Origin of the sequence: Bacillus sp. ILBB4 (assembly GCF_035064545.1) — a bacterium.
Taxonomy (GTDB): domain Bacteria; phylum Bacillota; class Bacilli; order Bacillales; family Bacillaceae_H; genus Priestia.
Window position 1 is genome coordinate 255,970 of record NZ_JAIQVD010000001.1, and the last position, 25,206, is coordinate 281,175.

The 25,206-nt window shown below is 38.8% G+C and carries 27 protein-coding genes and 1 riboswitch; of the genes, 8 read left to right on the forward strand and 19 right to left on the reverse strand.

The genetic code is table 11. The features are described from left to right. Nucleotides 1-66 precede the first annotated feature (66 nt). Entirely contained in the window at nt 67-708 is a 642-nt protein-coding gene (locus tag LAV82_RS01480) for an NAD(P)-dependent oxidoreductase (protein WP_098196885.1), read from the reverse strand. 174 nt (nt 709-882) lie between these two features. Between LAV82_RS01480 and LAV82_RS01485 the strand changes: the two genes are divergently transcribed. Beyond that, the gene (locus LAV82_RS01485) at nt 883-1,020 is read left to right on the forward strand and encodes a hypothetical protein (RefSeq protein WP_170960223.1); all 138 of its coding nucleotides are present in this window, start codon (nt 883-885) and stop codon (nt 1,018-1,020) included. Nucleotides 1,021-1,109: 89 nt separating this feature from the next. Here the strand turns inward: LAV82_RS01485 and LAV82_RS01490 are convergent, their stop codons facing one another. Then, nucleotides 1,110-1,772: an MgtC/SapB family protein gene (locus LAV82_RS01490; RefSeq protein WP_013058646.1), complete on the reverse strand. Its 663-nt coding sequence runs from the start codon at nt 1,770-1,772 to the stop codon at nt 1,110-1,112. Between the two features lie 111 nt (nt 1,773-1,883). Here LAV82_RS01490 and LAV82_RS01495 point away from each other — a divergent pair, with 111 nt between their 5' ends. Both LAV82_RS01495 and LAV82_RS01500 read left to right on the forward strand, forming a co-directional pair. Next, nucleotides 1,884-2,693: a class I SAM-dependent methyltransferase gene (locus LAV82_RS01495; RefSeq protein ID WP_063672532.1), complete on the forward strand. Its 810-nt coding sequence runs from the start codon at nt 1,884-1,886 to the stop codon at nt 2,691-2,693. Between the two features lie 43 nt (nt 2,694-2,736). Next, nucleotides 2,737-3,456, forward strand: coding sequence for a poly-gamma-glutamate hydrolase family protein (locus LAV82_RS01500; protein WP_499715516.1), 720 nt, complete (start codon nt 2,737-2,739; stop codon nt 3,454-3,456). A 136-nt stretch (nt 3,457-3,592) separates the two neighbouring features. Here LAV82_RS01500 and pdxR read toward each other — a convergent pair whose 3' ends face one another. After that, the gene (gene pdxR / locus LAV82_RS01505) at nt 3,593-4,996 is read right to left on the reverse strand and encodes a MocR-like pyridoxine biosynthesis transcription factor PdxR (RefSeq protein WP_499715518.1); all 1,404 of its coding nucleotides are present in this window, start codon (nt 4,994-4,996) and stop codon (nt 3,593-3,595) included. Nucleotides 4,997-5,108: 112 nt separating this feature from the next. Between pdxR and LAV82_RS01510 the strand changes: the two genes are divergently transcribed. Beyond that, nucleotides 5,109-5,507, forward strand: a complete 399-nt coding sequence (locus tag LAV82_RS01510; RefSeq protein ID WP_013058650.1) for a GNAT family N-acetyltransferase — start codon at nt 5,109-5,111, stop codon at nt 5,505-5,507. Between the two features lie 29 nt (nt 5,508-5,536). Here LAV82_RS01510 and LAV82_RS01515 read toward each other — a convergent pair whose 3' ends face one another. The 4 genes from LAV82_RS01515 to LAV82_RS01530 all read right to left on the reverse strand — a co-directional run bounded on the left by LAV82_RS01515 (nt 5,537) and on the right by LAV82_RS01530 (nt 8,935). Continuing rightward, entirely contained in the window at nt 5,537-6,376 is an 840-nt protein-coding gene (locus tag LAV82_RS01515; RefSeq protein ID WP_499715520.1) for a GNAT family N-acetyltransferase, read from the reverse strand. A 240-nt stretch (nt 6,377-6,616) separates the two neighbouring features. After that, a complete protein-coding gene (alaP, locus tag LAV82_RS01520) occupies nt 6,617-8,020 on the reverse strand; it encodes an alanine permease AlaP (RefSeq protein ID WP_211077465.1) in 1,404 nt (467 codons plus the stop codon). A gap of 317 nt (nt 8,021-8,337) precedes the next feature. Beyond that, the gene (locus LAV82_RS01525) at nt 8,338-8,496 is read right to left on the reverse strand and encodes a DUF1540 domain-containing protein (protein WP_016765258.1); all 159 of its coding nucleotides are present in this window, start codon (nt 8,494-8,496) and stop codon (nt 8,338-8,340) included. A gap of 100 nt (nt 8,497-8,596) precedes the next feature. Next, nucleotides 8,597-8,935 (reverse strand): hypothetical protein, encoded by a 339-nt coding sequence (locus LAV82_RS01530; RefSeq protein ID WP_013058653.1) that lies wholly within the window; start codon nt 8,933-8,935, stop codon nt 8,597-8,599. A 69-nt stretch (nt 8,936-9,004) separates the two neighbouring features. Beyond that, nucleotides 9,005-9,106, reverse strand: a riboswitch (SAM riboswitch). A gap of 121 nt (nt 9,107-9,227) precedes the next feature. Here LAV82_RS01530 and LAV82_RS01535 point away from each other — a divergent pair. Then, the gene (locus LAV82_RS01535) at nt 9,228-9,524 is read left to right on the forward strand and encodes a hypothetical protein (RefSeq protein ID WP_013058654.1); all 297 of its coding nucleotides are present in this window, start codon (nt 9,228-9,230) and stop codon (nt 9,522-9,524) included. A gap of 12 nt (nt 9,525-9,536) precedes the next feature. On the opposite strand, the gene LAV82_RS01540 is transcribed toward LAV82_RS01535, so the two are convergent. From LAV82_RS01540 to LAV82_RS01565, 6 genes are all read right to left on the reverse strand, one after another. After that, complete coding sequence (locus tag LAV82_RS01540; RefSeq protein ID WP_013058655.1) at nt 9,537-9,983, reverse strand: GNAT family N-acetyltransferase; 447 nt, start codon at nt 9,981-9,983, stop codon at nt 9,537-9,539. An 83-nt stretch (nt 9,984-10,066) separates the two neighbouring features. After that, nucleotides 10,067-10,507 carry a YozF family protein gene (locus LAV82_RS01545; protein ID WP_013058656.1) on the reverse strand — a complete coding sequence of 147 codons (441 nt, stop codon included), beginning with the start codon at nt 10,505-10,507 and terminating at the stop codon, nt 10,067-10,069. Between the two features lie 110 nt (nt 10,508-10,617). Beyond that, nucleotides 10,618-11,607, reverse strand: coding sequence for a glycosyltransferase family 2 protein (locus LAV82_RS01550; protein ID WP_057273881.1), 990 nt, complete (start codon nt 11,605-11,607; stop codon nt 10,618-10,620). A gap of 12 nt (nt 11,608-11,619) precedes the next feature. Continuing rightward, nucleotides 11,620-13,305 carry a DUF6044 family protein gene (locus LAV82_RS01555; protein ID WP_211077462.1) on the reverse strand — a complete coding sequence of 562 codons (1,686 nt, stop codon included), beginning with the start codon at nt 13,303-13,305 and terminating at the stop codon, nt 11,620-11,622. A 37-nt stretch (nt 13,306-13,342) separates the two neighbouring features. Next, nucleotides 13,343-13,765 (reverse strand): GtrA family protein, encoded by a 423-nt coding sequence (locus LAV82_RS01560; RefSeq protein WP_211077461.1) that lies wholly within the window; start codon nt 13,763-13,765, stop codon nt 13,343-13,345. A gap of 158 nt (nt 13,766-13,923) precedes the next feature. Then, complete coding sequence (locus tag LAV82_RS01565; protein ID WP_499715523.1) at nt 13,924-15,249, reverse strand: metallophosphoesterase; 1,326 nt, start codon at nt 15,247-15,249, stop codon at nt 13,924-13,926. 221 nt (nt 15,250-15,470) lie between these two features. On the opposite strand from LAV82_RS01565, the gene LAV82_RS01570 reads away from it, so the two are divergent. Then, the gene (locus LAV82_RS01570) at nt 15,471-16,856 is read left to right on the forward strand and encodes a protoporphyrinogen oxidase (protein WP_211077459.1); all 1,386 of its coding nucleotides are present in this window, start codon (nt 15,471-15,473) and stop codon (nt 16,854-16,856) included. A 473-nt stretch (nt 16,857-17,329) separates the two neighbouring features. Here the strand turns inward: LAV82_RS01570 and LAV82_RS01575 are convergent, their stop codons facing one another. From LAV82_RS01575 to LAV82_RS01590, 4 genes are all read right to left on the reverse strand, one after another. Beyond that, nucleotides 17,330-18,181, reverse strand: coding sequence for a VOC family protein (locus tag LAV82_RS01575; RefSeq protein WP_063672540.1), 852 nt, complete (start codon nt 18,179-18,181; stop codon nt 17,330-17,332). Nucleotides 18,182-18,383: 202 nt separating this feature from the next. Then, complete coding sequence (locus LAV82_RS01580; RefSeq protein ID WP_499715525.1) at nt 18,384-19,331, reverse strand: MBL fold metallo-hydrolase; 948 nt, start codon at nt 19,329-19,331, stop codon at nt 18,384-18,386. 24 nt (nt 19,332-19,355) lie between these two features. After that, the gene (locus LAV82_RS01585) at nt 19,356-20,288 is read right to left on the reverse strand and encodes a DMT family transporter (protein ID WP_211077458.1); all 933 of its coding nucleotides are present in this window, start codon (nt 20,286-20,288) and stop codon (nt 19,356-19,358) included. Further along, the gene (locus LAV82_RS01590; protein WP_029323892.1) at nt 20,285-20,767 is read right to left on the reverse strand and encodes a GNAT family N-acetyltransferase; all 483 of its coding nucleotides are present in this window, start codon (nt 20,765-20,767) and stop codon (nt 20,285-20,287) included. Before LAV82_RS01590 ends, LAV82_RS01585 begins: the two co-directional genes overlap by 4 nt. A 220-nt stretch (nt 20,768-20,987) precedes the next feature. Here LAV82_RS01590 and LAV82_RS01595 point away from each other — a divergent pair, with 220 nt between their 5' ends. Together LAV82_RS01595 and LAV82_RS01600 are read left to right on the forward strand one after the other, a co-directional pair. Further along, a complete protein-coding gene (locus tag LAV82_RS01595; protein WP_211077457.1) occupies nt 20,988-21,608 on the forward strand; it encodes a LysE family translocator in 621 nt (206 codons plus the stop codon). A 277-nt stretch (nt 21,609-21,885) separates the two neighbouring features. Next, nucleotides 21,886-23,319: an alanine/glycine:cation symporter family protein gene (locus LAV82_RS01600; protein WP_499715527.1), complete on the forward strand. Its 1,434-nt coding sequence runs from the start codon at nt 21,886-21,888 to the stop codon at nt 23,317-23,319. A gap of 63 nt (nt 23,320-23,382) precedes the next feature. On the opposite strand, the gene LAV82_RS01605 is transcribed toward LAV82_RS01600, so the two are convergent. Next, entirely contained in the window at nt 23,383-23,835 is a 453-nt protein-coding gene (locus LAV82_RS01605; protein ID WP_499715528.1) for a CBO0543 family protein, read from the reverse strand. A 157-nt stretch (nt 23,836-23,992) separates the two neighbouring features. Beyond that, nucleotides 23,993-24,958, reverse strand: coding sequence for a bile acid:sodium symporter family protein (locus LAV82_RS01610; protein WP_013058670.1), 966 nt, complete (start codon nt 24,956-24,958; stop codon nt 23,993-23,995). Nucleotides 24,959-25,206: the final 248 nt, after the last annotated feature.

The window sequence follows — 25,206 nt, forward strand, 5'->3', positions numbered from 1 at the left end:
TGTACTCCTTTTCTTTTTTCATAGTATATCACTCACAAAAAAAAGCCGCATAAAGCGGCTTTTCCTTTATCTAGCGTCGGATACAACGGTAAAGCGTTCGTTTACATGCTCTCCTCGCTCAATTTCATCAATGACAGCAATAGCATAATCAGCATAGCTGACATGGCTGTTTCCTTCTGAGTTTAAAATAACATGATCTTTTCCTGTTTTATAAGCATCCGTTCGTTTTCCTGAAGGATTAAAAAATGCTGCTGGGCTAATAAACGTCCAATTAATATCGCTTGTACTTTCTAAGTCTTTTAAATTTTGAGCTTGGTTGTCAGCTGTCGCTTTATACTCTTTTGGAAAATCAGGCGTATCTGCTAAACGCGTCGTCTTCTCTTCATCGACAAACAAACTGCCTGCTCCTCCTACAACAAGAAGACGAACGTCCGGAGCTTGTTTAAATACATGAATTAACGACTGCCCCGCTTCTACATGCAGATGTTCTTTTCCTTCAGGAGCTCCAAACGCATTCACTACTGCGTCGAAACTTTCAATATCGTTTGCCGTAATATCAAAGATATCTTTTTCCAATGTACGAACATCCTTTTCTTCTACTTTGCCCGCATCACGTACAATTGCTGTTACGTCATGCCCGCGATTTAAAGCCTCTTTCACGATAAAACTTCCTGCTTTTCCTGTAGCGCCTACCACTCCAATTTTCATTTTATAACCTCCAGTAAAATTCTCTATATTTAGGTAATAGCCTTTTTTTGCTTTGCTAAAACACGGCGAAACAGTTTAAGCAAGATAGAGAACAAATAAAGAGACTGGAGCAAAAGTATTCTAGTTGAAGGAAGATCCGAACGTAGGTTTTATATATGTAGGTACTTCTAGCGGTTGATTGGAGGGCAAGGCAAAGACTCCTGCGGGAAAAGCGGAACAGGTGAGACCCCGCAGGAGCGCAAGCGGCGAGGAGGCTCACCGGCCGCCCGCGGAAAGCTAAGCCTTGCATGGAAATCAACTGCGGTGTACTAAACGATCCATACTGGCCCCTTTATCCATTTGTTCGACTTTAGATTAATTTAGTTATGTCTTAATCTCTTTGACAAAAAATAAATAAGTACTTATTCAATTTCAATAAATAACACATGAGCCATAGAATGAATCGATTTAATCAATTCTACTTTATTCCCTTTCTTTTTTGCTTTTCCTTTTATTTCAACAAAATAGAGCAGTTCACCTTGATGATGATCTCGGTGAATTTCATAGGATGAAATCATAATATTTTCCCTTTCAATCTTATCAAGAAGCTCATAAATATCCTCTTGATTCGCTGCACGAAACTTAATTAAAATGGAATGCGTAGAAAGAGATGTAAACATTACGTTCAATATTTCTAAGCCAATCAGCACCAGTATAGTTGCACTAATGCCGACTGTATACATACCCGCCCCAATGGTTAAACCAATTCCCGACGTTGCCCATACGCCTGCGGCTGTTGTGAGCCCTCTAATATGCTGCTTTTGAATAATAATCATACCTGCTCCTAAAAAACCAATACCGCTTACTACTTGTGCGGCAACCCGGCTCGGATCAAGGGCCATATGATCTTGATGAAGCACATCCGAAAAGCCGTATTTCGAAATTAGCATAATTAGCGTGCTACCGACAGCAACTAAAAAATGAGTGCGAAAGCCCGCCTCTTTTGCTCTAAATTCTCTTTCTAATCCAACCAAAGCTCCTAACAGACCCGATAGAGCTAGACGACTAATAAAAGCTGCGGTCATTTTTCCCCCTCCTTTCTCTTCATCTTCATTTTTTCACAAACGCACCTATTAACTATTTCTATTTTTGTTATAATTTACTATAACTAATTTTTGAAGTGGAGGCTAATCAAATTGGATAAAATCATCAATTATTACAGCAGATTCGATGAGTGGGGAAGATTAGAACGCGAGCCTATTGAGTTTCAAGTAAACTGGCATTTTATCAAAAAGCACCTTCCTCCCAGCGGACATATTTTAGATAACGGTGCCGGACCGGGAAGATATGCTTTGAAACTAGCGGAAAGCGGCTACGAATTAACTTTAACTGACTTGACGCCGCAATTAGTTGAGAAAGCCAAAGAAAAAGCTTTAGAACGGCAGGTATATGATGCATTTCATGATTTTCACGTGGCGGATGCCAGGAATCTTCAATGTTGTTTCGATGAACAATTTCATGCGGCATTAATGCTTGGACCAATGTATCATTTGCAGAAGAAACAAGATCGTATTCAAGCAGTTCGAGAGCTGTATCGAGTCACAAAACCAGGCGGAACTGTCTTTATTTCGTTTATGCCGCGCGTCCAGCACGTCATTTCTTCTTTAACATCCCCGGAGCGTTTAAAACCAAACAACACGGCAAAAGCGCTGCATGATTTTTATGAATCAGGCTGCTTTGATCATGCCGAAGAAGGCCGGTTTACTCATGCTTATTACGCTAATATTGAGGATATTATTCCTTTTTTAAAAAAGCATGGATTTCAATACATCGAGCTGATTGCCTCTAACGTTGCTTCGTCCGTTAATTCTGAGGAATGGACTTATTGGAAAGAAAAGTCCCCTGAAGAAATGGACAGCATCGTTCAACTGCTTATTCAACAAGCATCAAGTTCTTATCACCTTGGACTTTCTTCTCATTTACTCTATATCGGACGGAAATACTAATAATTACCTCTATTTATCATAGGATAAATAGAGGTGATTATTGATGAATCGTTTATTCAAATGGAGTACAAGAATTTTGTTGCCTTTCATGTGCTGCTTTTTGATTCTCCCTCCCTCTTATGCAAGCGGTGACTATTACTCCTCTTATGCCGAACTGCAGCAGCACGAAATTCTTCACCAAGACTACGATATTCGCTACGAGCAGCGCTTTAGCTACCTATCCATTATGGCCATTCACGGCGGAGGAATTGAACCGGGTACATCAGAAGTCGCCAAAGAACTCGCCGATCATTTTTCCGCTTCTTACTATTTATTCGAAGGCATCAAATCAACTAACAACGGAGTTCTGCACATAACCTCAGAAAACTTTGACGAACCCACTGCTAGAGGAATGACTCAGCAAAGCATGTCCGTTTTGACGATTCACGGCTACAGCGGCAGTCAGCCTATCGTATATGTAGGCGGAAAAAATCAGCTTTATAAAGAGCTGGTAAAGCAATCGCTGCGCAAACACGGCTTTACAGTCCGTGACGCCCCTTCTGATATAGCCGGAACAAGCGAGCAAAATATTGTAAACGATAATCTGCTAAAAGCCGGAGTACAGCTTGAACTCACAGCCGAACTAAGAAAATCATTTTTCGTAAACCACGACTGGTCGAGAAATAACCGCATGAATGTAACGCCGCTTTTTCATGCATTTGTATCTTCCTTACAAGAAGCATCTTCTTCCTATCAAACTTTCCTTTACCTACAGATTCACTAATTTTCACAAACTCTCGATTTTTAGACAAAAAACCGGCGCAGTCTTTGTAATCAAACGCGCTGGTTCTTATCTATTTCTCTCGCTAAAATAGACCGTTTAAAGTCTTTTTGTTTAAAGAACTCTTTAATTTCACTTCTTATTGGACGAACCAAGCTTTAAACAGCGAATCTATGCCCGTTTTTATCTCTTCGTCAGACAGTCCAGCAAATCCAAGCAATACATAGGGCGTGTTGTTGTCACCGGCACTATGATAATAAATAGACGTTGGATAAATCGTTACCCCTTGCTTGGCAGCTGCTTCTATTAGTTTCTGCTCACTCATTCCATTTTTCACCTCAAGAAGAATATGCAAGCCTGAATGTTCTCCAATAACATCTACACGATCTCCCATAATAGTAGTCAAGCAATCTAGCAGCAGCGCTTGTTTTTTACGGTACGTTGTTCTCATTTTATTCAAGTGACGTTCCCAGTGCCCTTCTTTCATAAACAGCAAAAGCGTATGCTGATGAAGCCTTGAAACAGGCTGTTTAAAAAGTCCACAGTGCTTCACATAGCTTGTACGAAGCCGGTGTGGCAGCACGGCATAACTTATTCGAAGAGAAGGCATTAACGATTTTGAAAACGTACCCGTATAAATAACGCGATCGTCTTGATCTAATCCTTGAAGGGCCGGAATCGGTTTTCCTTTATAGCGAAATTCTCCGTCATAGTCATCTTCTATAATATAGCTGTTCGTTTCTGCCGCCCACTCTAGTAGTTCAAGTCTTCTTGCTATCGGCATGACCATCCCAATAGGAAATTGATGAGACGGCGTAATGTACACCGCATCCGCTCCGCTTTCTTTCAGTTCCTTCACTTTCAAGCCAGAATTATCGAGAGAAATAGGGATAACTGACATGCCTTGTTCTTGAAAAACGTGCCTCGTTCGGTGAAAACCCGGATTTTCAAACCCAATTATTTTTTCTTTCCCCAACGTGGCAGAAAGCAGCCACATAAGATACTGCGTACCTGCACCTATCACAATTTGCTCCGCCGTGCAGCGCACTCCTCTTGAATGATAAAGATACGCTGCAATTTCTTGGCGAAGAAGCAGTTCGCCCTGTGGATGTCCGCTGTAAAAAAGCTGGCTTTCATCATGATAAATAGTTTGGACCGTTAGCTTTTTCCACGTATTATACGGAAATTTTTCTACGTCTACCTTTCCATGGCTAAAGTCAATGACAGTTGATTTCCGTTCTTCTTGCGGTAAAGAGACATAGGCGGGAGGCAGTTCTTGAAGCACAACTTCATTTTTTATCTCTTTTACAAATGCCCCTTTCCTGGCTATTATCTCGATATAGCCCTCTGCTTCTAACTGTACATAAGCTGCTTCAACCGTATTTTGGCTAATGCTTAAATGAAGAGCTAGCTTTCGTTTAGAAGGCAGTTTTTCAAGAGGCGGAATGGTACCTTTTTGAATTTGTTTCTTTATGTAGATATAAAGCTGCATGTATAAGGGATCTGCTTTTCTTTTATCAAGCAAAGGCATTAACTCTAACATAGTGTTCTTTCCTTTCTAACTGATACTATTAAATTCGCTGTTTCTGACACTTACTCTCAGTTCAGGTTCTTCATATACTGGACTATATCTTATAAATCAAGGAGATGACGCAATGACTATCACTTATAAAACCAACGTCTCAATCCGTGCGGAACAAGCTGCTGAAGTATTTGTACATTCCGGTATTAAACGTCCTGCACAAGACCTTGATCGAATTCAAAGAATGCTTGATCATGCTTCTCTTACTATCACCGCTTGGAACGACAGCGAACTCATTGGCATAGCCAGAGCGTTAACAGATTTTAGCTATTGCTGCTATTTATCGGATTTAGCTGTTGTAAAAGATTATCAAAATCAAGGAATCGGTACACAGCTAATCAAACACGTTCAATCAGAAATCGGCGAAGAAATCGCGCTGATTTTACTTTCCGCTCCTTCTGCTATGAACTACTATCCAAAAGTCGGCTTTCATCAAATTGATAACGGATTTAAAATTGATAGAATTCGGTAGACGCGAAGAAAGGAGCTTCTCCTTTCTTTTTATCCAAACGCCTGAGTTGCTATAGCAAAAAGATTGCCCTGTCTAGCAGGTAGGGGATTGACACCATACGCCATAACAGGAGGCTCATTTTGAAGCTGAAATCCGTGATTTTCCATAAGTTTCTTTAACGTTTCCTCATGAGAAGACAGGTCAATTCTCAGCTTTTCTTTGTAATTCTTCGCTAGTTCATCAATGACTAGCATTGCTGCTTCAGCGTTTGGAGCAACTACAGGACCAATCACGATATTGCTTGGGGTACGAACCGCTAAACCATAACCCGTCATTTTATTTTGTTCGTTTTGTAAGACAACTGCTTTTTCAGCTTGCTGAATTCTATTTTTTAAAAATAGCTTTCTATTATCTCCAAATGCTGCTTCATCAAGCTTTACAACCTCTTTGAAGTCCCTTCTCGTTAAGGATCGTGTATAAACCCCTGAAGCTTTAAATGCTCTTGGTATGTATTCACTGCTTATATATTTACTTACATAGTCCACGGTTTTAAACCCTGCTTTTTTATATAAGTGCTCACCTTCTTTTGTCGCAATTAAGTAGGCATTCACCTCAGGGGAAAGAGTTTGCAAACAGTGCTTCATGAGCTGCCCGGCTAACCCTTGTTTTCGGTAATCTTTTCTCACAATTACCATTCCTATAAAAGCTGACTGATTTTTATACAAAATTACTGCTACGCTTGATACAATGTTACCTTTCTCATTTCTATGACCAAATACGTCTCCAGATGAAAAAATCGTATGTAAATCCGCTTCGCTATAATCCCATTTTTCCAACTTAGATAGCACTAGCAAATCCTTTATGTCTTTTTCACTAAATCTTTCTATCATTTCTGCCTATTTCCTCCCAACTTTTCGATGCACTGTACGGCGTTAAAAAGCGTAAAACTAACATACTTATCCACTTTCAATTACCACTTAATCATTAACGAATTCTCTAACTAAATAGTACAGAATAAATAGAATATTTTCTACATTATTCATACGTACCAATGATCCCTTAAAACAAACTAATCATTCGCACATAAACTAATGAAAAAAGACCTCTTTCCAAGAAAGAGGTCTTTTCTTTTATTTCACTAGCTTTTGCTCAGCTGCAGCTGAACCTTGACTTCGTTTGTGGAATCCTTTTGCATAGTACGCGATAATAAGACCGATAAACCATAATGGTCCGATGACAACTGCAATTCTAGTATCCGGATTATATGCCATGAGAACCACCACCAGCGCTAGGAACGCAAGTGACACATAAGATGTTAACGGAAATAAAGGCATTTTATATTTCAGCTTTGCCTCTTCACCTGTTTTTAACGTTTTGCGATACTTAATTTGAGAAAGCAAAATAATTCCCCATGTCCAAATCGCACCGAATGTTGCAATGCTTGTTACCCACGTAAATACTTTGGCAGGCACAATGTAGTTTAACGCTACTCCCACTAATAAAGCACCCGCTGATGCTAAAACAGCTTTTCCCGGTACGCCGCCTTTTGTAAGCTGGCCGTATCCTTTTGGTGCTTCTCCGTGCTCTGCTAAGTTAAACAGCATACGGCCTGTACTAAAAATACCGCTGTTACAAGAAGAAAGAGCTGCTGTTAGCACGACAAAGTTAATAATACCAGCCGCCGCTGGAATGCCGATTTTTTCAAATGTTAATACAAAAGGGCTTCCCTGTGAACCGATTTCTTGCCACGGATAAATCGACATAATGACAAATAATGCACCAACGTAGAAAATAAGAATACGCCAAAAGACAGAATCAATCGCTCTTGCTAGAGATTTTTCCGGATTTTTCACTTCTCCCGCGGTAACGCCGATCATTTCAATTCCTAAATATGCAAACATGACCATTTGCAGCGACAGCAAAATGCCTTTAAATCCGTTCGGGAACAGTCCGCCGTTGTCCCACAAGTTTTTGACACCAGTCGCAACGCCGCCGTTGCCGATTCCAAACACAATCATTAATAATCCAACGGCAATCATTAATACAATCGCTAAAATTTTAATAAGTGCAAACCAAAATTCCAGTTCACCATATGCCTTAACAGCTAAGAAGTTAACCGTTGTCATGATAACAAGCGCCGATAACGCCCAAATCCAGTTTGGTACATCCGGATACCAATACCCCATATAAATACCAACGGCTGTAATTTCAGCCATACATGTTACAACCCATAAAAACCAGTAGTTCCAACCTGTTAAATAACCGGCAAGCGGCCCTAAGTAGTCGCGTGCGTACTTACTGAATGAACCTGCAACAGGTTTTTGAATCGCCATTTCTCCAAGTGCTCTCATAATAAAAAACATAATCATTCCGCTAAATCCGTACGCCAATAATATTCCCGGTCCTGCTAATTTAATAGCAGATGCAGATCCAAGAAACAGTCCTACCCCTATGGCTGCTCCTAAGGACATCAGCGTCACATGTCTTTCTTCTAACCCGCGTTTCAATTCTTTCCCCTGAGTTTTCCCCTGCATAAACGTCTCCCCTTTTTCCAATCTGTCAAAACGAGATGAACACAGCCTTTTTTGTTAGCGCTTTCATATAAGTTTGTGCTAAAAGACAGCTAGGCTGTATATTTGTATTCTATCACCTTTCTCTCACTTTTCTTTTGTCGAAAAATAAAAAAATTATCTTATCATTTTGTTTAAACGCACAATTAGACATAGGCCCTGCTATTTTAATATGTATTTATTATTGCACTTAAGCAATAGTATTTTAAAAAAATAGAAAAACGCCGACTCAACTCCGTCAGCGCATCGTTCATTTTATGCTTTTTTATAAAAACTAGCATTTATCTCGCGGGTTCAAAAGTTTTACAGCCAGGTTCTTCCGTTTCAGAAACATGGTGACTACTTTCAGGACTCACAACGTAAATGGACTCTGCACTGCATTTATTTCCGGATTTCCAATACATGCACTCATTCACTTCACATAATACACCTTGGGCCACTGTTATCCCTCCTTTGCTTGTCTTATCTATTTACTACCCGAAATATAACGATTCTAACATTTTCACGCAAAAAAACCGCTTGTTTATCAAGCGGATCTTTTTATTGCGTGTGTTCAACATACTGTTTTTTAGCTAAATATAACTCACGGCTCAGCGTGATCCGCCGTTCTCTCAAGTGCCTTAATTTAGTCTGAAATTGTTCGTTAGTTGGCTCTTTTTGAATCAAGCGATACGTAAAAGAAATATCTTCATTTAACTGTTTAAAATCTTCCCATATCTCTTGAACTAGGGCGGATTGTTTTTCTTCAAATGAACGATTTTGCTGCGTTTTTAGCGCAGCTAAAGTTTCCTGCTGCCACGTTTCGTCTTTTATTTCTTTGGCTAATAAGTATAGATCTAAATAATCATCAGTGCTTAACGCTGTTTGTCTACTGTTCAATGTCCTCACCTTTTCTATACGAAATGTTTCTTCCTAAGAAGAGGATTTCATCATAGAAAAAGATTCCTCTTCTTATCTGTCAGAGCTAGGCTATGCTGGAATTAGCACCATTCAATAATTGTGGTTGCTGAGGCTTCAAAGGGCCAGTCCCTCCACCTCTCTAGATAAGAATATTTCGTTTTTAAATTATTTCTGGCTATTCTAATATGTTTTATAGGTTACGTCAATAGCTTTTCAATAAAAAGAAAAAAGAAGTAAAATATGGTATGATTTCATAAAGGATGGTGAGCACATGAAACGATATATGTTATCTGCTTTTTTGGGAAGCTTGCTGCTGCTTCTTACTATTGCTTTTTCATCTACTTTCCATATTGCAATTGTCAAAACAACGGGAAGCATCGGAGGAATTATTTTAGCTGCGGCAGCTTTAGTTATGAACGCGCTTGAAGATCCCCCTTCCTCAGATAATACAGGTGGAGGAGCCGTTGAAGTACTAGATAAAGGAGCCGTTTGGGCTACTTATTTACTTTTACTTTCACTGCCAAACCTCATCGCGTGTATAACATCTTATGTTTTATGGACTCGCTGATATTCACCAACGTTACGGACGTTTTACCACCTGTAAGGTCATTGATATTTGTTTATCTACAAATCCAAGGTCACGATACACATGCTGTGCAAAATTCCCAGCATGAACGCTGAGTCTGATTTCAGGGTATCCTTTGATAGACAATTCATCAATTGCTTTTTGTATTAACGGCTTGGCTAAACCTTGCCCGCGGTATTCCGGTACAACATATAATTCGTAGATAAAGCCAATTTCTTCTTTTGAAAAGAAGTCGGTAGATGGGCCGATAAGAACCCAGCCTGCGAGTTTATTTTCTTGTCTTGAAACTAAATAATAACAGCCTTTTTCAAAGGCACTACCAACTAGTTCATTTACGCGTTCAGCTGACGGATGAAACTGCTTCATTGTTCCTTCAAACAGCGCATCAGCAGATTTCGTCCGAATTTCCTGTAATTCTTCTTCAGTAGCTTTTGCAATCATTATCGATCTCTCCTTTCGTGTTCGTTTTCTACATGCGAGGATAAATTCCTGCAAAATAAAAGTCTTCGCCTAGGCGAAGACTTTTATTTAAATTCAAAATGCTCTTGATGATTACCTTGTTCGTCCGTCCAGTTGATCATGATGTCTAAGCTTGCCGCTTTTCCAGGAACAGCAAAATTCGCATAGCGAAAACGCTGACCGCTTTTGCTTAAGTTAGACCTTTCAATAGGAGAAAACAAGCTGTATTTCGCCTTATTTTTTCCTTCGTGCCGAAAAGCTTGGACCTGCACGCGCTCTACGTCTTTCCCAATGTTTTCAACGGTTAATCCATATGTATGATAGACGTTATTTTTCCACTTTAGCTGATTATCTCCCGTCATGCTCGCTTTTGTCAGTTCAACGGACCATTGTTCAGATGATTTCTTCATTGGAAGCTTCTCAATCGAAAGAGCGCTGACATGAATGGCTGCAAAAGCAAGCCAGACAAAACAAAAAGTGCTGACTGTATAAAATAGTCTTTTCATAGATTTTGATCTCCTTAGAAATTTTAGTAGTAGCATTTCCTGTTCACTTAAAAATTATGATAAACGCTTTAACAAAAAAAAGCCTCTCCATTTAGGAGAAGCTTCTTAAATTAATGCATAAGCAAATCTTTTTGTTTGTCTAATGAGTGTTTTGTATATAAATCTCTTTCAATCGCATATTTAGGACGCTGTTTCACTTCGTTAAAAATCTTGCCAATGTATTCTCCGACAAGACCCATTCCCATTAGCTGCAGGCCGCCTACAAGCCAAATGGATAAAATAAGAGACGTCCAGCCGATTTGCGTATGATCTAAATATTTTTGAATCAGCGCATAAATACCAAACGCAATACTAAAGAGAAAAGAAGCTCCTCCAAGCAGCGTCAATAAGCGTATCGGCGCTACGCTAAAAGATGTAATCCCATCGAATGCAAAAGCAAGCATTTTCTTTAACGGATATTTTGATTCGCCCGCCGTCCGTTCTTTTCGGTCATATGTGACTTCCGTGGAGCGAAATCCTACTAATGGTACAAGGCCTCGTAAAAAGACGTTTCCTTCTTTATATTTCATGAGTTCGCCTAGAGCACGTTTGCTCATGAGACGAAAATCAGCGTGATTTTGAACGAGCTGAATTCCTAGCTTATTCATAAAACGGTAAAACCCTACTGCCGTGGTTCGTTTAAAAAATGTATCGGTTTCTCTGCTGTCTCGAACACCATATACAACTTCATACCCGAGCCAATATTTCTCCACAAAGGTACGAATGACGCTGATATCATCTTGCAAATCTGCGTCAATGGAAATGACGCAATCAGATTGCTTATGGGCTGCTTCTAGTCCTGCGAGCAAAGCATTTTGATGTCCTACATTTCGCGCTAGCTTTAACCCTTTTACAAATAAATTGCTGCAGCTTTCTTTTTCAATAAGCGACCACGTGCTGTCTTTGCTTCCATCGTCGACAAATAAAATGGTGCTTTCACTCGATACAAGACGTTCATTTATCAGTTCTTTTATTACAGTAGTTAATTGAAAAGATGTCTCTGTGAATACTTCTTCTTCGTTGTAACATGGAACAACAATCGTTAAAATAGGTCTGTTCATGTTATTGCCCCCTTACTTTGCTTCATATACATACACTTTCCAAGCGGACTGTTTATCGTTAAATGCTTTTAAAAAGTGCAAACCGTCACTTTCAGCATTTTCGATTGGAACAGCTGAAAAGATATAGCGACCGCCCATTTTCTTAAATTGGCTGATATTAAGCTGCAAATGACGGATTTTTTTCGTTGAGTCTTTTCGGTAATCATATTTTTTCCCTAGCTCGCTAACAAACACATAGCAGCGGTTGCCCCAGTGATCATAGTAGCTTTCTAACTTTTTATTTTTATCAAGCTCTTTGGCAATGATTTTGCGAAACTCATGTTTATAAGTTAACGGATAGAAGTTGTTATACGTATCTAGCGTATAAAAGCCGTTATACTGAGCAATTGATGGATGAAGCCCAATGCTTGCTACCCGATAAGATGATTTAGGTTTCCCTATATATCTGCTGATTTCATCGAATTGATGGACAGCATAAAATTCTTTGACTGACGGCTCGTGATTGTAGCGATAATAAAGCTCAGGGTTCGCTATAAATAACACAAGCAGCTGTAAAACCAAACACACCCACACAAACTTTTTCCACGCTTTGCCCCGCTTCCATAAAACATAGCCGCCAACGGCAAACATCAAATAAATAATGAGCGGGCGTAAAAAATGAAATCTAGCAAAGTTAAACGTATTTAAAAGCTGAAATTTTTCTTTTAGCGGCTCCCATCCTTTATAAAACCAAAACGCATACCAAATCGACAGTAGTAGATTAAGAACAAATAACTGCAAAAACGTTTTTTCAAGCTTTCCTTTCTGACTGCGAGCGACAATCCACAGTACAATAAAAGAAAGCGGTAAAATGACAAAGGTATGAAGCGTCATTACATGTGTATGCCCAAGCGTATAGTTCTTCAAAGTAAGGCGAATGGAATGTCCGAAACTTAGAGTAGAGCTTAAAAATTCATTTCGACTCGTCGGGGCCTCCGGAAACAAAAGAGAATCAACAAGCCGGTATTCAATGAGCAGAAAGACAGCGGTCATCGCTGCAATACTGCTTAAAAAAGGCATATTCCACGCTCGTTTTTTCACTGCATCTCTTAGCCATAGCAGCCCCATCGCTGCTAAAAAGAAGAAAAACCCTAGCACAAAGCTCGCGTAAAACGGAAGCAATAAAAGAGTAAGCCATTCCTTCCACGTTCCTTCGCGGTTTCGAATGGTTAAAAACGCCCACAGCGCCAGCGGCTGTCCTAATGTACTCAGCATCCCCGAAGGCCAAAAAGGAGTAAGTGCAAAAGCAAGTGATACAAGCACTCGAATCGCATAAGCATCCTTGCTTTTGATAAAATGCTTTTTTAATAATAAGTACATTCCAATTAAAGCAAATACGCGCGTGATCGTTTGACTCAGGCTGTATGCAAGCATGGTCGGGAATAAACCATACAGCCACTGAATACCGCTAAATTCTGTTCCAAACGTATTCCTCGGCAATCCGTTAATAATTTGAGGTAATACGGCATGACTGGAGCCAAACAGCTCTCCGCTTCGATGCAGAACTTTATACCACGTAATATTTGAGTCTAAATTATCGTGCACGCGTATATGTGAATTTTCCCCAAGCAAAAACATAGGGGATACATACGCAAGCAGCAAAAGGAAAGCGATAATAAGCAATGTTTTTTCTTTATTCATAGCTGTTTCTTTCTTCATCTGTTAACACCTATTTCCATTTCATAATTACTAGAAGCTACTCGTGTATGACGGCTGCTTCTTTTTTTGCATTAAATACAAAGTATTTTTGACCCGTATAATTTAAAAGCGTATACAGACCTGTTCCAATCAATATACCGACGTCTTTTTTGAACGGACGCACAGCAGCAGGAAGTTGGTGCAATAACCAGCTGGAAAACTGCAGTCCAATATAGTAAGATAAACCGTAGCAAACGCCAATAACCAAAATAAAACGCAGTATGCTTTTAGATAAATGAACTCCGCTTTTAAACGTAAATATTCGATTTAATACGTAGCTAACGACTGCCCCCGTTGCGTTGCCCACAAACGTTGCTGCCCAGTAATGATGAAAGATATGAAGCAGCACATACATAATGGAGAGACCTACTCCTGTATTGACCAGCCCTACTACTAAAAAACGTACAAAAGATCCTTTCATACAAACTCCTTTTGATTTTGATACTTTCATGAAAATTACATATTATTACTTTAAATACAGTTTCAGTGTAGCAACTCCACTTAAAAATCTAATGAAAATAACATTAAAAACAGATGAAAAAAAGTTAAAAGAATCAATAAAAATCAGGATTCTTTTAGCTATTTAGTAGAGCCTTCAATGATTAATTTTTGGTCGCTTTGATTGTCAAACGCATCCACTGCCGCTACTTCTATTTGATACGCAGTATGAGGCTGCAAACCTGATAACGGGAGACTTAGAACATCCGGAACAGGATCGCTGTAATATTGAGAAAATGCATTATATGTTTTGACCACTTCTCCAGTTTCTTTATTTTTGACGGTAATGCGATAAGAATGAACCATCAGATTATCCACCGCTTGCGTAAACTGGATATAAAGCTGATTCGATGAAGCTTTTTCTTGTATAACAGAAATAGTAGAGCTTGGAAGAAAAATCGGTTTTACTAAATCTCGTTCATTCGTGTAGTGAAATTTTTTTGAATCTGCAGGTATGTCAATTTTCCACGCTTCTCCTGTCCACTTATTTGCGTGAAAATCTCGCCTTTTAACTACTACTTTTCGATTATAAACCTCTACAAGAAGACCTTGACTCACATCTCGGTATCCAGGAGGAAGTTCACCTTGTAAATATCCAGCACCAGGCCATATATACCGAACAGAAGACGTTGCAAGAGATGTAAAATCTCTTTGAAAAATAGTACGAGGATCGTCCAACGGATGGTGGGTATGACCAGAAAATGTAATGACTTGCGGATAAGCTTTTAACGTATTGTAAAGAAGCTGTTCATTCACTTCTATCCCCCATCTGTTTTTCCCGTACAGTGTATTGTTAATAGGCTGATGAATAAAGACAAAAATCGGTTTTTTAGGATCGTCTCGCTTTGCTATCTTCAGCTGTTCTCCAAGCCAGTTAATTTGTTTGATTGAATAATCACCGGCGGTCAGACGGCTTTCTGTTCCAAGCATGATAAAATGATACCCTTTTATCACTTGATGAAAATAAAGAGCTTTCATTTTGGTTCTAGATAAAAAACGCTGCTGCGCTTGCTGATTAGTTACGCTGTCCCGGTATTCATGATTACCAATTGTAAAAAGAGATACGGCCTGCGGCTGTTTATTTTGATTATAAATAGAAAAAAAGCGGTCGTATTCTTTTAACGCGCCGGTATCAGCCAAATCTCCTACTACTACAAATGCATCTTGTTTCGGTGCCTGCTCATTTAATTGCGTTAATGCATGTTGAAAAGTACGCAAATCAAGCGTTCCTGTTTCCTTAATATGAACATCACTGATCACAGGAAAAACTAGCTTTGGTTCGATGTATCCGCTTCGTCCGCTCTTCTCTTCGGCTCGTACGTTTAAGGTAATACCACATATAAGAACACTTATTAATACTAAAGCGAGCCAGTCTTTTTTCAGCGTTTCCATAAAACCGCCGAGCATGATGCTTCCTCCTTTCTTCACTGCTGCGTCTCAGTCATTTTCTCTACGTGTATGAGCTTTTATTTTATGTAATTTCAAAATATCTAATCGTATAGTTTCAATATTTCTTTTCGTGTTTGCACACACTATGTTCACAATCAATTCATTACACTTTTCCTAGTCATAGTGGTATGATTTTCGTATATTACAGACTAATTGCTGAAAATGTAGGAGTGAATATTTTGAAAACGGTCGCTGTTATTGGAGGAGGAATTACGGGCTTAACCACTCTGTACTATTTGCAGAAACTAAAACGAGAACGTAATCTCCCGCTTAAATTATTATTACTAGAGAAACATGCCCATTTAGGAGGGAAAATCAATACGCGTGAAGCTGGGGAATTTATCATGGAAACAGGGGCGGATTCTATTGTAGCTCGAAAAGAAAATGTTATGCCCCTGCTAGAAGAGCTGTACTTAACAAACGATTTAGTCTATAACGAAACGGGCAAATCGTTTATTTACTCTGCTAATGAGCTGCTTCCAATTCCTGAAGATACCATGTTCGGTATTCCAACAAGCGTAGAATCTCTTTTTAAAAGCGAGCTGATTTCTTCAAAAGCTAAAATTACAGCTTTAAAAGACTTAATTACTAAAAATACAACGTTTACGAAAGACAGCTCAATTGGACTCTTTTTAAAACATTTTTTAGGAGAAGAGCTAGTAGAAAAGCAAATTGCACCTATTTTATCGGGCGTCTACTCTGGCGATTTAGACAAACTCACGATTTCTTCGACTCTCCCGTATCTGCTCGACTATAAAAACACGTACGGCAGCATCATCAAAGGAATGGGAACCAATGAAAAAAAATTTAAAACGGCAGGAAATAAAAAATTCATTTCGTTTAAACAAGGTTTATCAACGATTATTCACCGCTTAGAAGAAGAGCTTTCTGATGTAACGATCTTAAAAGATACGCCAACCACCAGCATAAAACGGAACGGTGAACGTTACCAAATCAGTACGCCGGGGCAAGCCCATTCAGCGGATTACGTGGTGTTAGCTACACCGCACACGGCTGCTCAGCACCTGTTGAACGATCCCGAATTAAACGAAGACTTTGAGCAGTTAAAAGATTCTTCTCTGATTAGCGTGTACATCGGCTATGACGTTCCAGACGAATACCTTCCCGCTGAAGGCACCGGGTTTATTGCCTCTCAATCAAGCAACTTAATCACCAATGCCTGCACATGGACGAGCAAAAAATGGGCTCACACCTCTAAGCGAGGGAATTTGTTAGTTCGCTTATTTTATAAAAGCACGAGTCACTACTTTGACAGCCTGCGGCCGATGTCAAAAACAGAGCTGCTAGCAGTGGCACAAAAGGACATTGAAAACAGCTTAGGGATCAAAGAGAAGCCCATTGAAAGCGACGTAACCAATTGGGATAAATTGATGCCTACCTATCACCTTAAACACGGTGAACTCGTACGCAGCTTGACTCAAAAATTGCATGACAAGCACCCCGCTATTACATTAGCCGGCTGTTCTTACTATGGAGTAGGCATTGCAGCGTGTATAACAAACGGTAAACAAACGGCTGAAGCTATCTCTCAACAGTTGACTTAAAAAAGGTTTAAAAACAATAAAAGGCCTGAAAATAATATATTATTTTCAGGCCTTTTATTACCTTTTCGTTAGCATATAAAGCTACTTTCCTTACTATTAACAACTCTTTTATCGCTTTTCTTTTTGCAAAGCAGCAGTAGCAAACAATACAAGATAGCGCTCGTCTGAAGTTAATCTAAGCCAATGTTTCACTTTATATCTCACAGGTTTCCGCTCCCTTCCTTCAAGGTTTTATATGAAAAGACTTTATATAAAGGTTCAATAACGATAAGAAATGATGCTTGATATGTATTTTATTCCCACGCCCGCTTATTTACAAACTTTTTTAAACGTAAGACTCTTCGTTTATTTCCCTGAAAATAACACCGTTTTCGCCATTATCATCTTACTATTTGAGAAAAACGTGTACATTTCTTTCCTATTTTGACGAACATTGCGATAAATAAAAGCTGCCAATTACGGCAGCTTTTATTTTAAAGGACTAATCTAATTATATTGCCTGATGGATCTTTTGTGATGAAATCTTGGTTTTCTTTAGACACAGCTGCTCCAATTTCACGAAGCTGATTTATTGCCTGCTCCCTTGCTTCTTCAACTGGAAAAACAAGTGTAAATGACTCTAAACCAACGCTGCTTTCAAGAGGACTAGGCGCTCCAATTCCATTCCAAACGTTTAGTCCGATGTGATGATGATAGCGCCCAGTTGAAATAAATAATGCTTGATTATGGTAATTGCTCACAACCTCAAAACCTAATCCATTTCGATAAAAGTTTTCCGTTTGTCCTAATTCAGAAACGTGAAGATGAATATGTCCCATTAAGGTAGCTGAAGGTAATCCTGTCCATGGTTTACCGTTTCCTTCAGCTAATATCGCTTCTGCATCTAAAGGTTTTGTAGCCATTACTACTTCACTGTCATTCCATTCCCATGTACTTGACGGACGATCTCGATAAATCTCTATGCCGTTTCCATCTGGATCTGCCAAGTACAGCGCTTCGCTCACTAGATGATCAGACGCCCCTTGAAGCGGATAACCGCTATTTAACAAATGCTGCAGTATACTTCCTAAATCAGAACGAGTCGGCAACAATAGAGCAAAATGATATAAGCCTGTTGTACGAGGCTGTTTTGCTGTAACGTTTTCCGGCTGTTCAATCGATAACAGCGCGGTGCGTCCATCAGCTGTTAACAGAGCTTTGTTCTCTTTTCTCCCTAAAAGTTTAAACCCGATTATTTGCTGATAAAAAGCAAGTGAGCGCTCTAAATTTTCTACTTTTAAATTTACTTTCCCAACAAATACATGAGGTGCACGGTGAAAATTCATGATTATTTCTCCTTTTGAATATATCATTTTTTAATCAACTTACTTTATGTAACTTATTATATTTTTATAACTTTATTTCGTCAAGTTATTTATTTTACTATCATAACTTAAAGCTTATATCACTGCACAACCAATTGAATAAGCCCGGCTCCTCATAACATAGTATGAACAGTCGGGCTTATTTATAATTATGTATAAACTATCAAAACAGTTCTCTGCTTTTGCGTTTGATATTTCCATTAACAAAATACTGTATTCTCTCTTTCTGCTCATTTGTCGGCTTTTTATACGTTTCACATTCAAACTGAAAACATGCTTTTTCTAAATCGACTTCATTTCCTACAATTTCTCCAATCGCACTCAATTGGTTTAAATCTCGCCAAAGTTCCTCAGGAGTTTCAGGGTCAAAATGAGATGAGAGATAATACTGCGCATCATATTTTTTAAGCTCTCTCTGAATCCGCTCAAAGTCTTCTTTATCATAACTCCAGTCACCGCTATAAAAATCTGGACATAGACAATCACCTAAAAACAGGACTTTTTCTTGGGGTATGTAGACAATAGACGAGTCCTGCGCGTGTACTCCTCCAATATGCTGAATACAACAAGTGATTCCACCTAGGTCAACTTCCATATGATGATGAAACGTTACGTCTGGCTCCTGTAAAATTAACGCCTCTCGACTCGGCATTTCTTTCTTGATCATATCCCGGCAAAATTCAATTTCCTCCCCCTCCTGGACGCGTTTATCCAAGGAATCATCGTCCCATCGCAGTGTCTTTAAATAGGCCAGCTTTTTCTTTGTTAAATGATGGCTGATTGTATACTTATTCATTGCTTGAATGCCAAATGTATGATCCCAGTGCCAATGCGTAATAGCTACTCCTTTGATTGGAGGGACGCCCATTTTTTCCACTTCTTCTAAAAATGATGATGCATGCGCAGGAGAATTCCCGGCATCTACGATGAAACTATACTTCTCCCCGCAGATAAGCCCGAGCACCGGCCGATCCGTTTCTTCAGAATGAGGAAAGTAATAAACGTAATCCGTTAGTTTTTTCAGCATATTTACACCCGCTTTATATAGTTTAATAAAAGTCTCTTCACCAAATGGTAAATATGGTAAATAATGATAAATAAACTGTATCATACTCGGTGCTGCTTGCCTATCCAATTAGCTGATATTGGACTTTTCTTGAAGAGCCGTGACTTTTTCTAGCTCTGCTGCTTTGTACTTTAAGAAGATCATCACACTAATCATCACAATCATTCCTCCCACTAACTGAGAAACAGTTGTCATTTCTCCAAGCAAGAAATAAGCGAGAATGATGGCACCAATTGGCTCGCCCAAAATAGCCATTGAAATCGTTGTAGCATCTACGTACTTTAACAGCCAGTTAAATAAGGCATGACCAAAAATGTTAGGAATAAGTGCTAAAAGCAAAAAGATCCACCAATCTTTTATGTCATATTGAATCAGCGATACGTTTGTACAAATACAAATATTGTAGACAAATAGAACCAGGCCACCGATTAAAAAAACGGCGAAGCTATAGATGATTGAAGGCATTTTCCTGCATAATTCTTGCCCCGCCAGCATATGAACAGAAACAGCTACTGTACCTAAGACAGAAAGTAAGTCTCCGTAAAGAGCGGTTTTGGATACTCCGATATCTCCCGATGCGATAATCACTGAGCCGCTAACAGCAATTAAAATGCTGATGATTCCTACTTTGCTTGTTTTTTCTTTAAATAAAAAATAAGCTCCTATCACTACGAAAACCGGCTCAAGCGCAGTCAAAATCATAGCGCTAGCAACTGTTGTATGTGAAAAAGACTCCATCCAAAACAGAAAGTGAAGCCCTAAAAACACGCCTGATACAGCTAGCATTAGCCATTCTTTTAACGTGCTGTTTTTAAAAAGAATTTTCATTTCCCTCCATGGTAAAAACGGTAAAAATAAAAGGACCGTAAACAGCAGTCTATACATTCCTAAAATAGAAGCAGGCGCCTCCGACCATTTAATTAAAATAGAAGAAAAAGAAACGGCTACTACACCGATTAAAAGAAAGACAGGAGGCGGTAAAGGAAGAGTTGATTTATTCATGCCATTACTCCTTTTAGAATCTCTTTTTTCATATTTACTACGGGAATATCCACTCCGTCTCTATGTACGATTTCTTTTTCCTCTATGTAAAAGCCGATTGATTCATACAAAGCTATATTACGAGAAACACTCATTCGCACCTTGCATGATAAACTTTCCTTGCCACACTCTTTGGCGTATGTTTCTAACCATTGAATAAGCTGTTTAGCCATTCCTTTTCCTTGAAAAGTAGGAATAACAGACAGGCGGTAAAAATATAAGCTCGTTTCTTCTAGCGTAAAACGCGCCATCGCTACCGGCTTATTTTCGACGTATAAAATGACAGCTTCTTTTCCGTGCTTTAACGATTGCATAATAGATTCTATCGTTTCATCAAGAGCACTGGACGGTGGGACAGAATCGCGATAGACGGAGAAGGCTTGCAGCATAAGATCGTGAACTATAGCAGCGTCCTCTGGCTGTGCTAAACAGTACTTCATAAATTTTACCCTCTTTCTATAAAAATTAAGTATATCGAATTATTATACAACACCACCTATTTTTTTCCTACATCTTTTATTGATTTTTATTAGGAGAAATAACCTCTTTTTATGCTTTTATGCCTTCTTAACTTTACTCCATTAATCTATTAATTCATTAGCACACACTCTTGAGAACTTTTTGTCGAAATGGTTAAAATTCTGTTGGGAGGGAATCATCATGACATTTTCTTGGCTTATACCTTACATAGCCGTGTCACTTATCATTGTCTTAATACCAGGACAAGACATGATTTTTGTAATGACACAAAGTATTGCTTCAGGCGTCAAAGCAGGCATCAAAACCGTATTGGGATCTATTACGGGAACCTTTGTACATACTCTTTTAGCCGCAGTGGGGCTATCTATTATCTTTCAAAAATCAGTTATAGCCTTTACGATTCTAAAGGTTGTAGGGGTTCTGTACCTGCTGTTTTTAGCATACCAATCGTTTCGCGAAAAAAGCGGTCCATTGGAATTAACAGAAAACGTTCAGCAGCACCATCACTTTAGAAAAGGATTTGTTAGCAACTTAACCAATCCAAAAGTAGCTATTTTCTTCATCACGTTCTTACCGCAGTTTGTTAATTCGTCTCTTGGACATGTAAGTTTGCAGATGATTTTGTTTGGTATCATCTTTATCGCCGAAACGCTCATCATCTTTTCACTTATTGCGCTATTTGCTTCTGGCCTTGGGAAAAAAGTCAAAAAAAGCCGTATCTTTCAGCACACATTAAAATATGTAAAAGGAACGGTTTTTGGCGTACTTGGCCTAAAACTTTTATTTTCTAGCAACAATTAAGTAAAACAAAATAAAATTTCTTTCATCCCTGCTGTTATCGCCTTTTCATACCCGCTTCATTTGTCATATCACCCTATTTTTCCATGTGAGGTTAGTTGACAAAAGACCAAAATTATTATTTTATATATATATAAGGTTCAGATTTAGCAACAAGATTCGACAAGGATAATGAAGAAAAACAGCGGGGAAATAGGGAGATCTATCTAAATAGAGGGAAAATTCTATAAATTCACGTTTTTTATTATTATTCTACTATAATTCATGAAGAGGTGAAACTATGCAAGAAGTAGTTCAAGGTTTTGTTAGTTCAATCAACGAATTTCTTTGGTCCTACTTACTGATTGCGATGCTGATTGCATTTGGTTTGTTTTTTACATTCAGGTCAAAGTTTTTACAAATTCGGTTATTAAGAGAAATGATTCGTGTATTAAAAGAAGGTGCGGATAGCTCTTCTAAAGACGGAATTTCGCCATTCCAAGCATTTTGTATTAGTATGGCAGCCCGCGTTGGTACTGGGAACATTACAGGTATTGCGATTGCGATCGCTTTAGGGGGACCTGGTGCTGTATTTTGGATGTGGGTGCTTGCCGTTATCGGTTCAGCTTCAGCATTTATCGAAAGTACATTAGCACAAATATACAAAGTAAAAGACAAAGACGGCGGCTTCCGAGGCGGACCGGCTTACTATATGGAAAAAGGTTTAAAGAAGCGCTGGATGGGCGGACTGTTTGCTGTCTTAATCACTTTATCATTCGGCTTAATTTTTAATGCTGTACAATCGAACACGATTACTCTTGCTTTTGAAAATGCGTTCGGAACAAATCGTTTAGTGTTAGGAATTATTATGACAGTGGCTTTCGCTGCCATTATTTTTGGTGGAGTTAAGCGTATTGCAAAAATGTCAGAATATATTGTGGTAGTACTGGCTGTTGCCTACATTGGCGTAGCACTCTTTATTATTATTATGAACATTCAAGAGATGCCTTCTCTTATTGCGTTAATCGTAAAAAATGCATTTGGTTTCGAGCAAATTGCCGGAGGTTCTCTTGGAGCAGCTCTTATGCAAGGAATTAAACGCGGATTATTCTCAAACGAAGCGGGTATGGGTAGCGCGCCAAACGCTGCAGCTGCTGCAACAACAAGCCACCCGGTAAAACAGGGATTGATTCAAGCCTTTGGTGTATTAACGGATACGCTTATTATTTGTAGCAGTACTGCCTTTATCATTTTACTTTCAGGTGCTTACACAAATAAAAATTTAAGCGGTATTGAGTTAACACAGGCTGCTTTAAGCACTCACATTGGTTCTTGGGCAGCAGGTGCTCTTGCGATTATGATTTTCCTATTTGCTTTTAGTACATTAATTGGTAACTACTACTATGGAGAAACAAATATTGAGTTCTTGAACACAAATAAAGCTTGGCTGATGACTTATCGTGTTGCTGTACTTGCAATGATTGTGTTCGGTTCTATTTCTCAAATTCAGCTTGTATGGGATTTAGCAGATCTGTTTATGGGCTTTATGGTAGTAGTCAACTTAATCGCAATTCTCCTGCTGTCAAAAGTTTCCTTTGCCGCACTCAAAGATTATCTTGCCCAAAAGAAAGCTGGAAAAGACCCTGTCTTCTATCAAGACAGCATTTCTGGACTTGATAATATTGATGCGTGGGATCATTCAAAAGATAAATCCAGCTCGAAAAAAGCGATCTAACAAAAAAAGCCGTGAATATTCACGGCTTTTTTTATTGTGCATATTTACTTCTTTTTCTTTCTTCTAGTGAAGCAGTCTAAGACTAACCAAATACCTATAGTATAAATAAATCACGCTGTACGGAATCCAGTAGGAAAAAAATGTCCAGCCGAGATTCCACCCGTTTCCGTATATAACTCTTTCCATATGCACATACGTTCCTTCTAAAAATGTTGTAAACAGCGCAATAAGAAAAATAAAAAAATAAGGTTTTCCGATTCGCTGGATTAAAAAAATCATATAGCTGGCCAATACAGGATAGACGCCTAAATTAAAAGGCAGCGCCTCTAATGCTTCATTTTCTAAAGAAGTGCGGAGTTCCCAAAAGCCATAATAACTCCCTAATTCATTGACAATGATTGCTAAAATGCAAAAAGCAGTTCCTACTAAAGGCATTAAACGACGATTTTTAGGATGTAAATAAAGTGTGCCAAAAATCCAAGGTAAAACAAACGCCAGCGCTATATTGATAAGCAAGAATATCCGACCTTTTTCTTTCTAGTATGCCACACCGTTTCTTTTTCTAATCATCTCTTTATCTTGAACGCAGCAAGCGTAAAAGCACCTTATCTCTCATCATTAAAACAGAGTGCTTACTTTATGATTACTGTGGTTCGTCCCTTGCTTCTTCCATTTATTTTAATGAAACAAATTCAGCGTCTTTTTTCTGGTAATAGTTTTGAACTAAACGCCCTGATAAAGCGGCTAATACCTGCTGGAATAACATCCCTAGTACGACGGGTACAGCAACGGGAGCTGGAAAATAAGATACCGCTAATACGGCTCCGGCGCTAATATTTCTCATGCCCCCGCAAAACGTAAGCGTCACAACTTTTGCTCGGTCCCACCTTAGCCATTTACCAATCATCCAGCTAAAGAAATAACCAGCTGAACTCATTAAAAAGACGATCACGATGATAAACAGCAGTTTTTTATCGATATGTTTTAAATAAGGGGCAATCACTCCCCCGTTTACCATGACCATCACACTTAACCCTATTTTTGAAACAGGTGCCAGCTTTGGTCCTAATGTCTGCTTAATTGTTCCTTTTGTATATTGATTTAAGCACATGCCTAACAGAGATGGAAGGACAATCATAAAACATAAATCTTTGACTAGCTTTAGCGCTTCCAAATGCACGGTGTCTCCAACCACCAATAAAAGCGTATAAGGAACGATAAGCGGCGCTAAAAGAGTATCAATTAAAATAATGGACAGCGCAAGAGGAATGCTTCCTTTGTAAATAGAGACCCATATAAAACTAGTCACTCCGGTTGGAATAATCGCTGCTAGTAAAAGGCCCGTGCTTGTAAATACATCATGCGGAAAAATCACCTGGCCAACGCTCCAAGCCCACGCTGGCATAAAAATATGTAAAACAAACAGGGCCATAACGATTGGAAATGGACGGTGTATGGTGGCGTTTAACTGCTGAAAATTTGAGTTTAAACTTCCAGCAAACGTCATTAATGCAAAAAGCCATGGAATTAAAAAGGTATACTGACTCAGTGACGAACCGATAAGCACTCCTATGAGTAAGCTGACCGGCGTAATAAAGGGCATCAATTTTTCTAGCATTCTATTTAATTGACTTAACAAAGCTTCTCCCTCCAACGAACGTTTTAAATAAATAATAAGATAAATTAATGTTTATAATATCACCTATTTATTATACAACTTATTTTCAGACTATTGTCTGTCTCTTTTACTAAAAAGAGATATATTCATAATTATCACTTAAATAGATTTACGGGTATTTTTATGCTATTTTAATAGGGAAGAAGCTTTTAAAAAGCATGAATTTAGGGTACAGTACACTCTACATAGAAATGCTTTAATTGACGGAT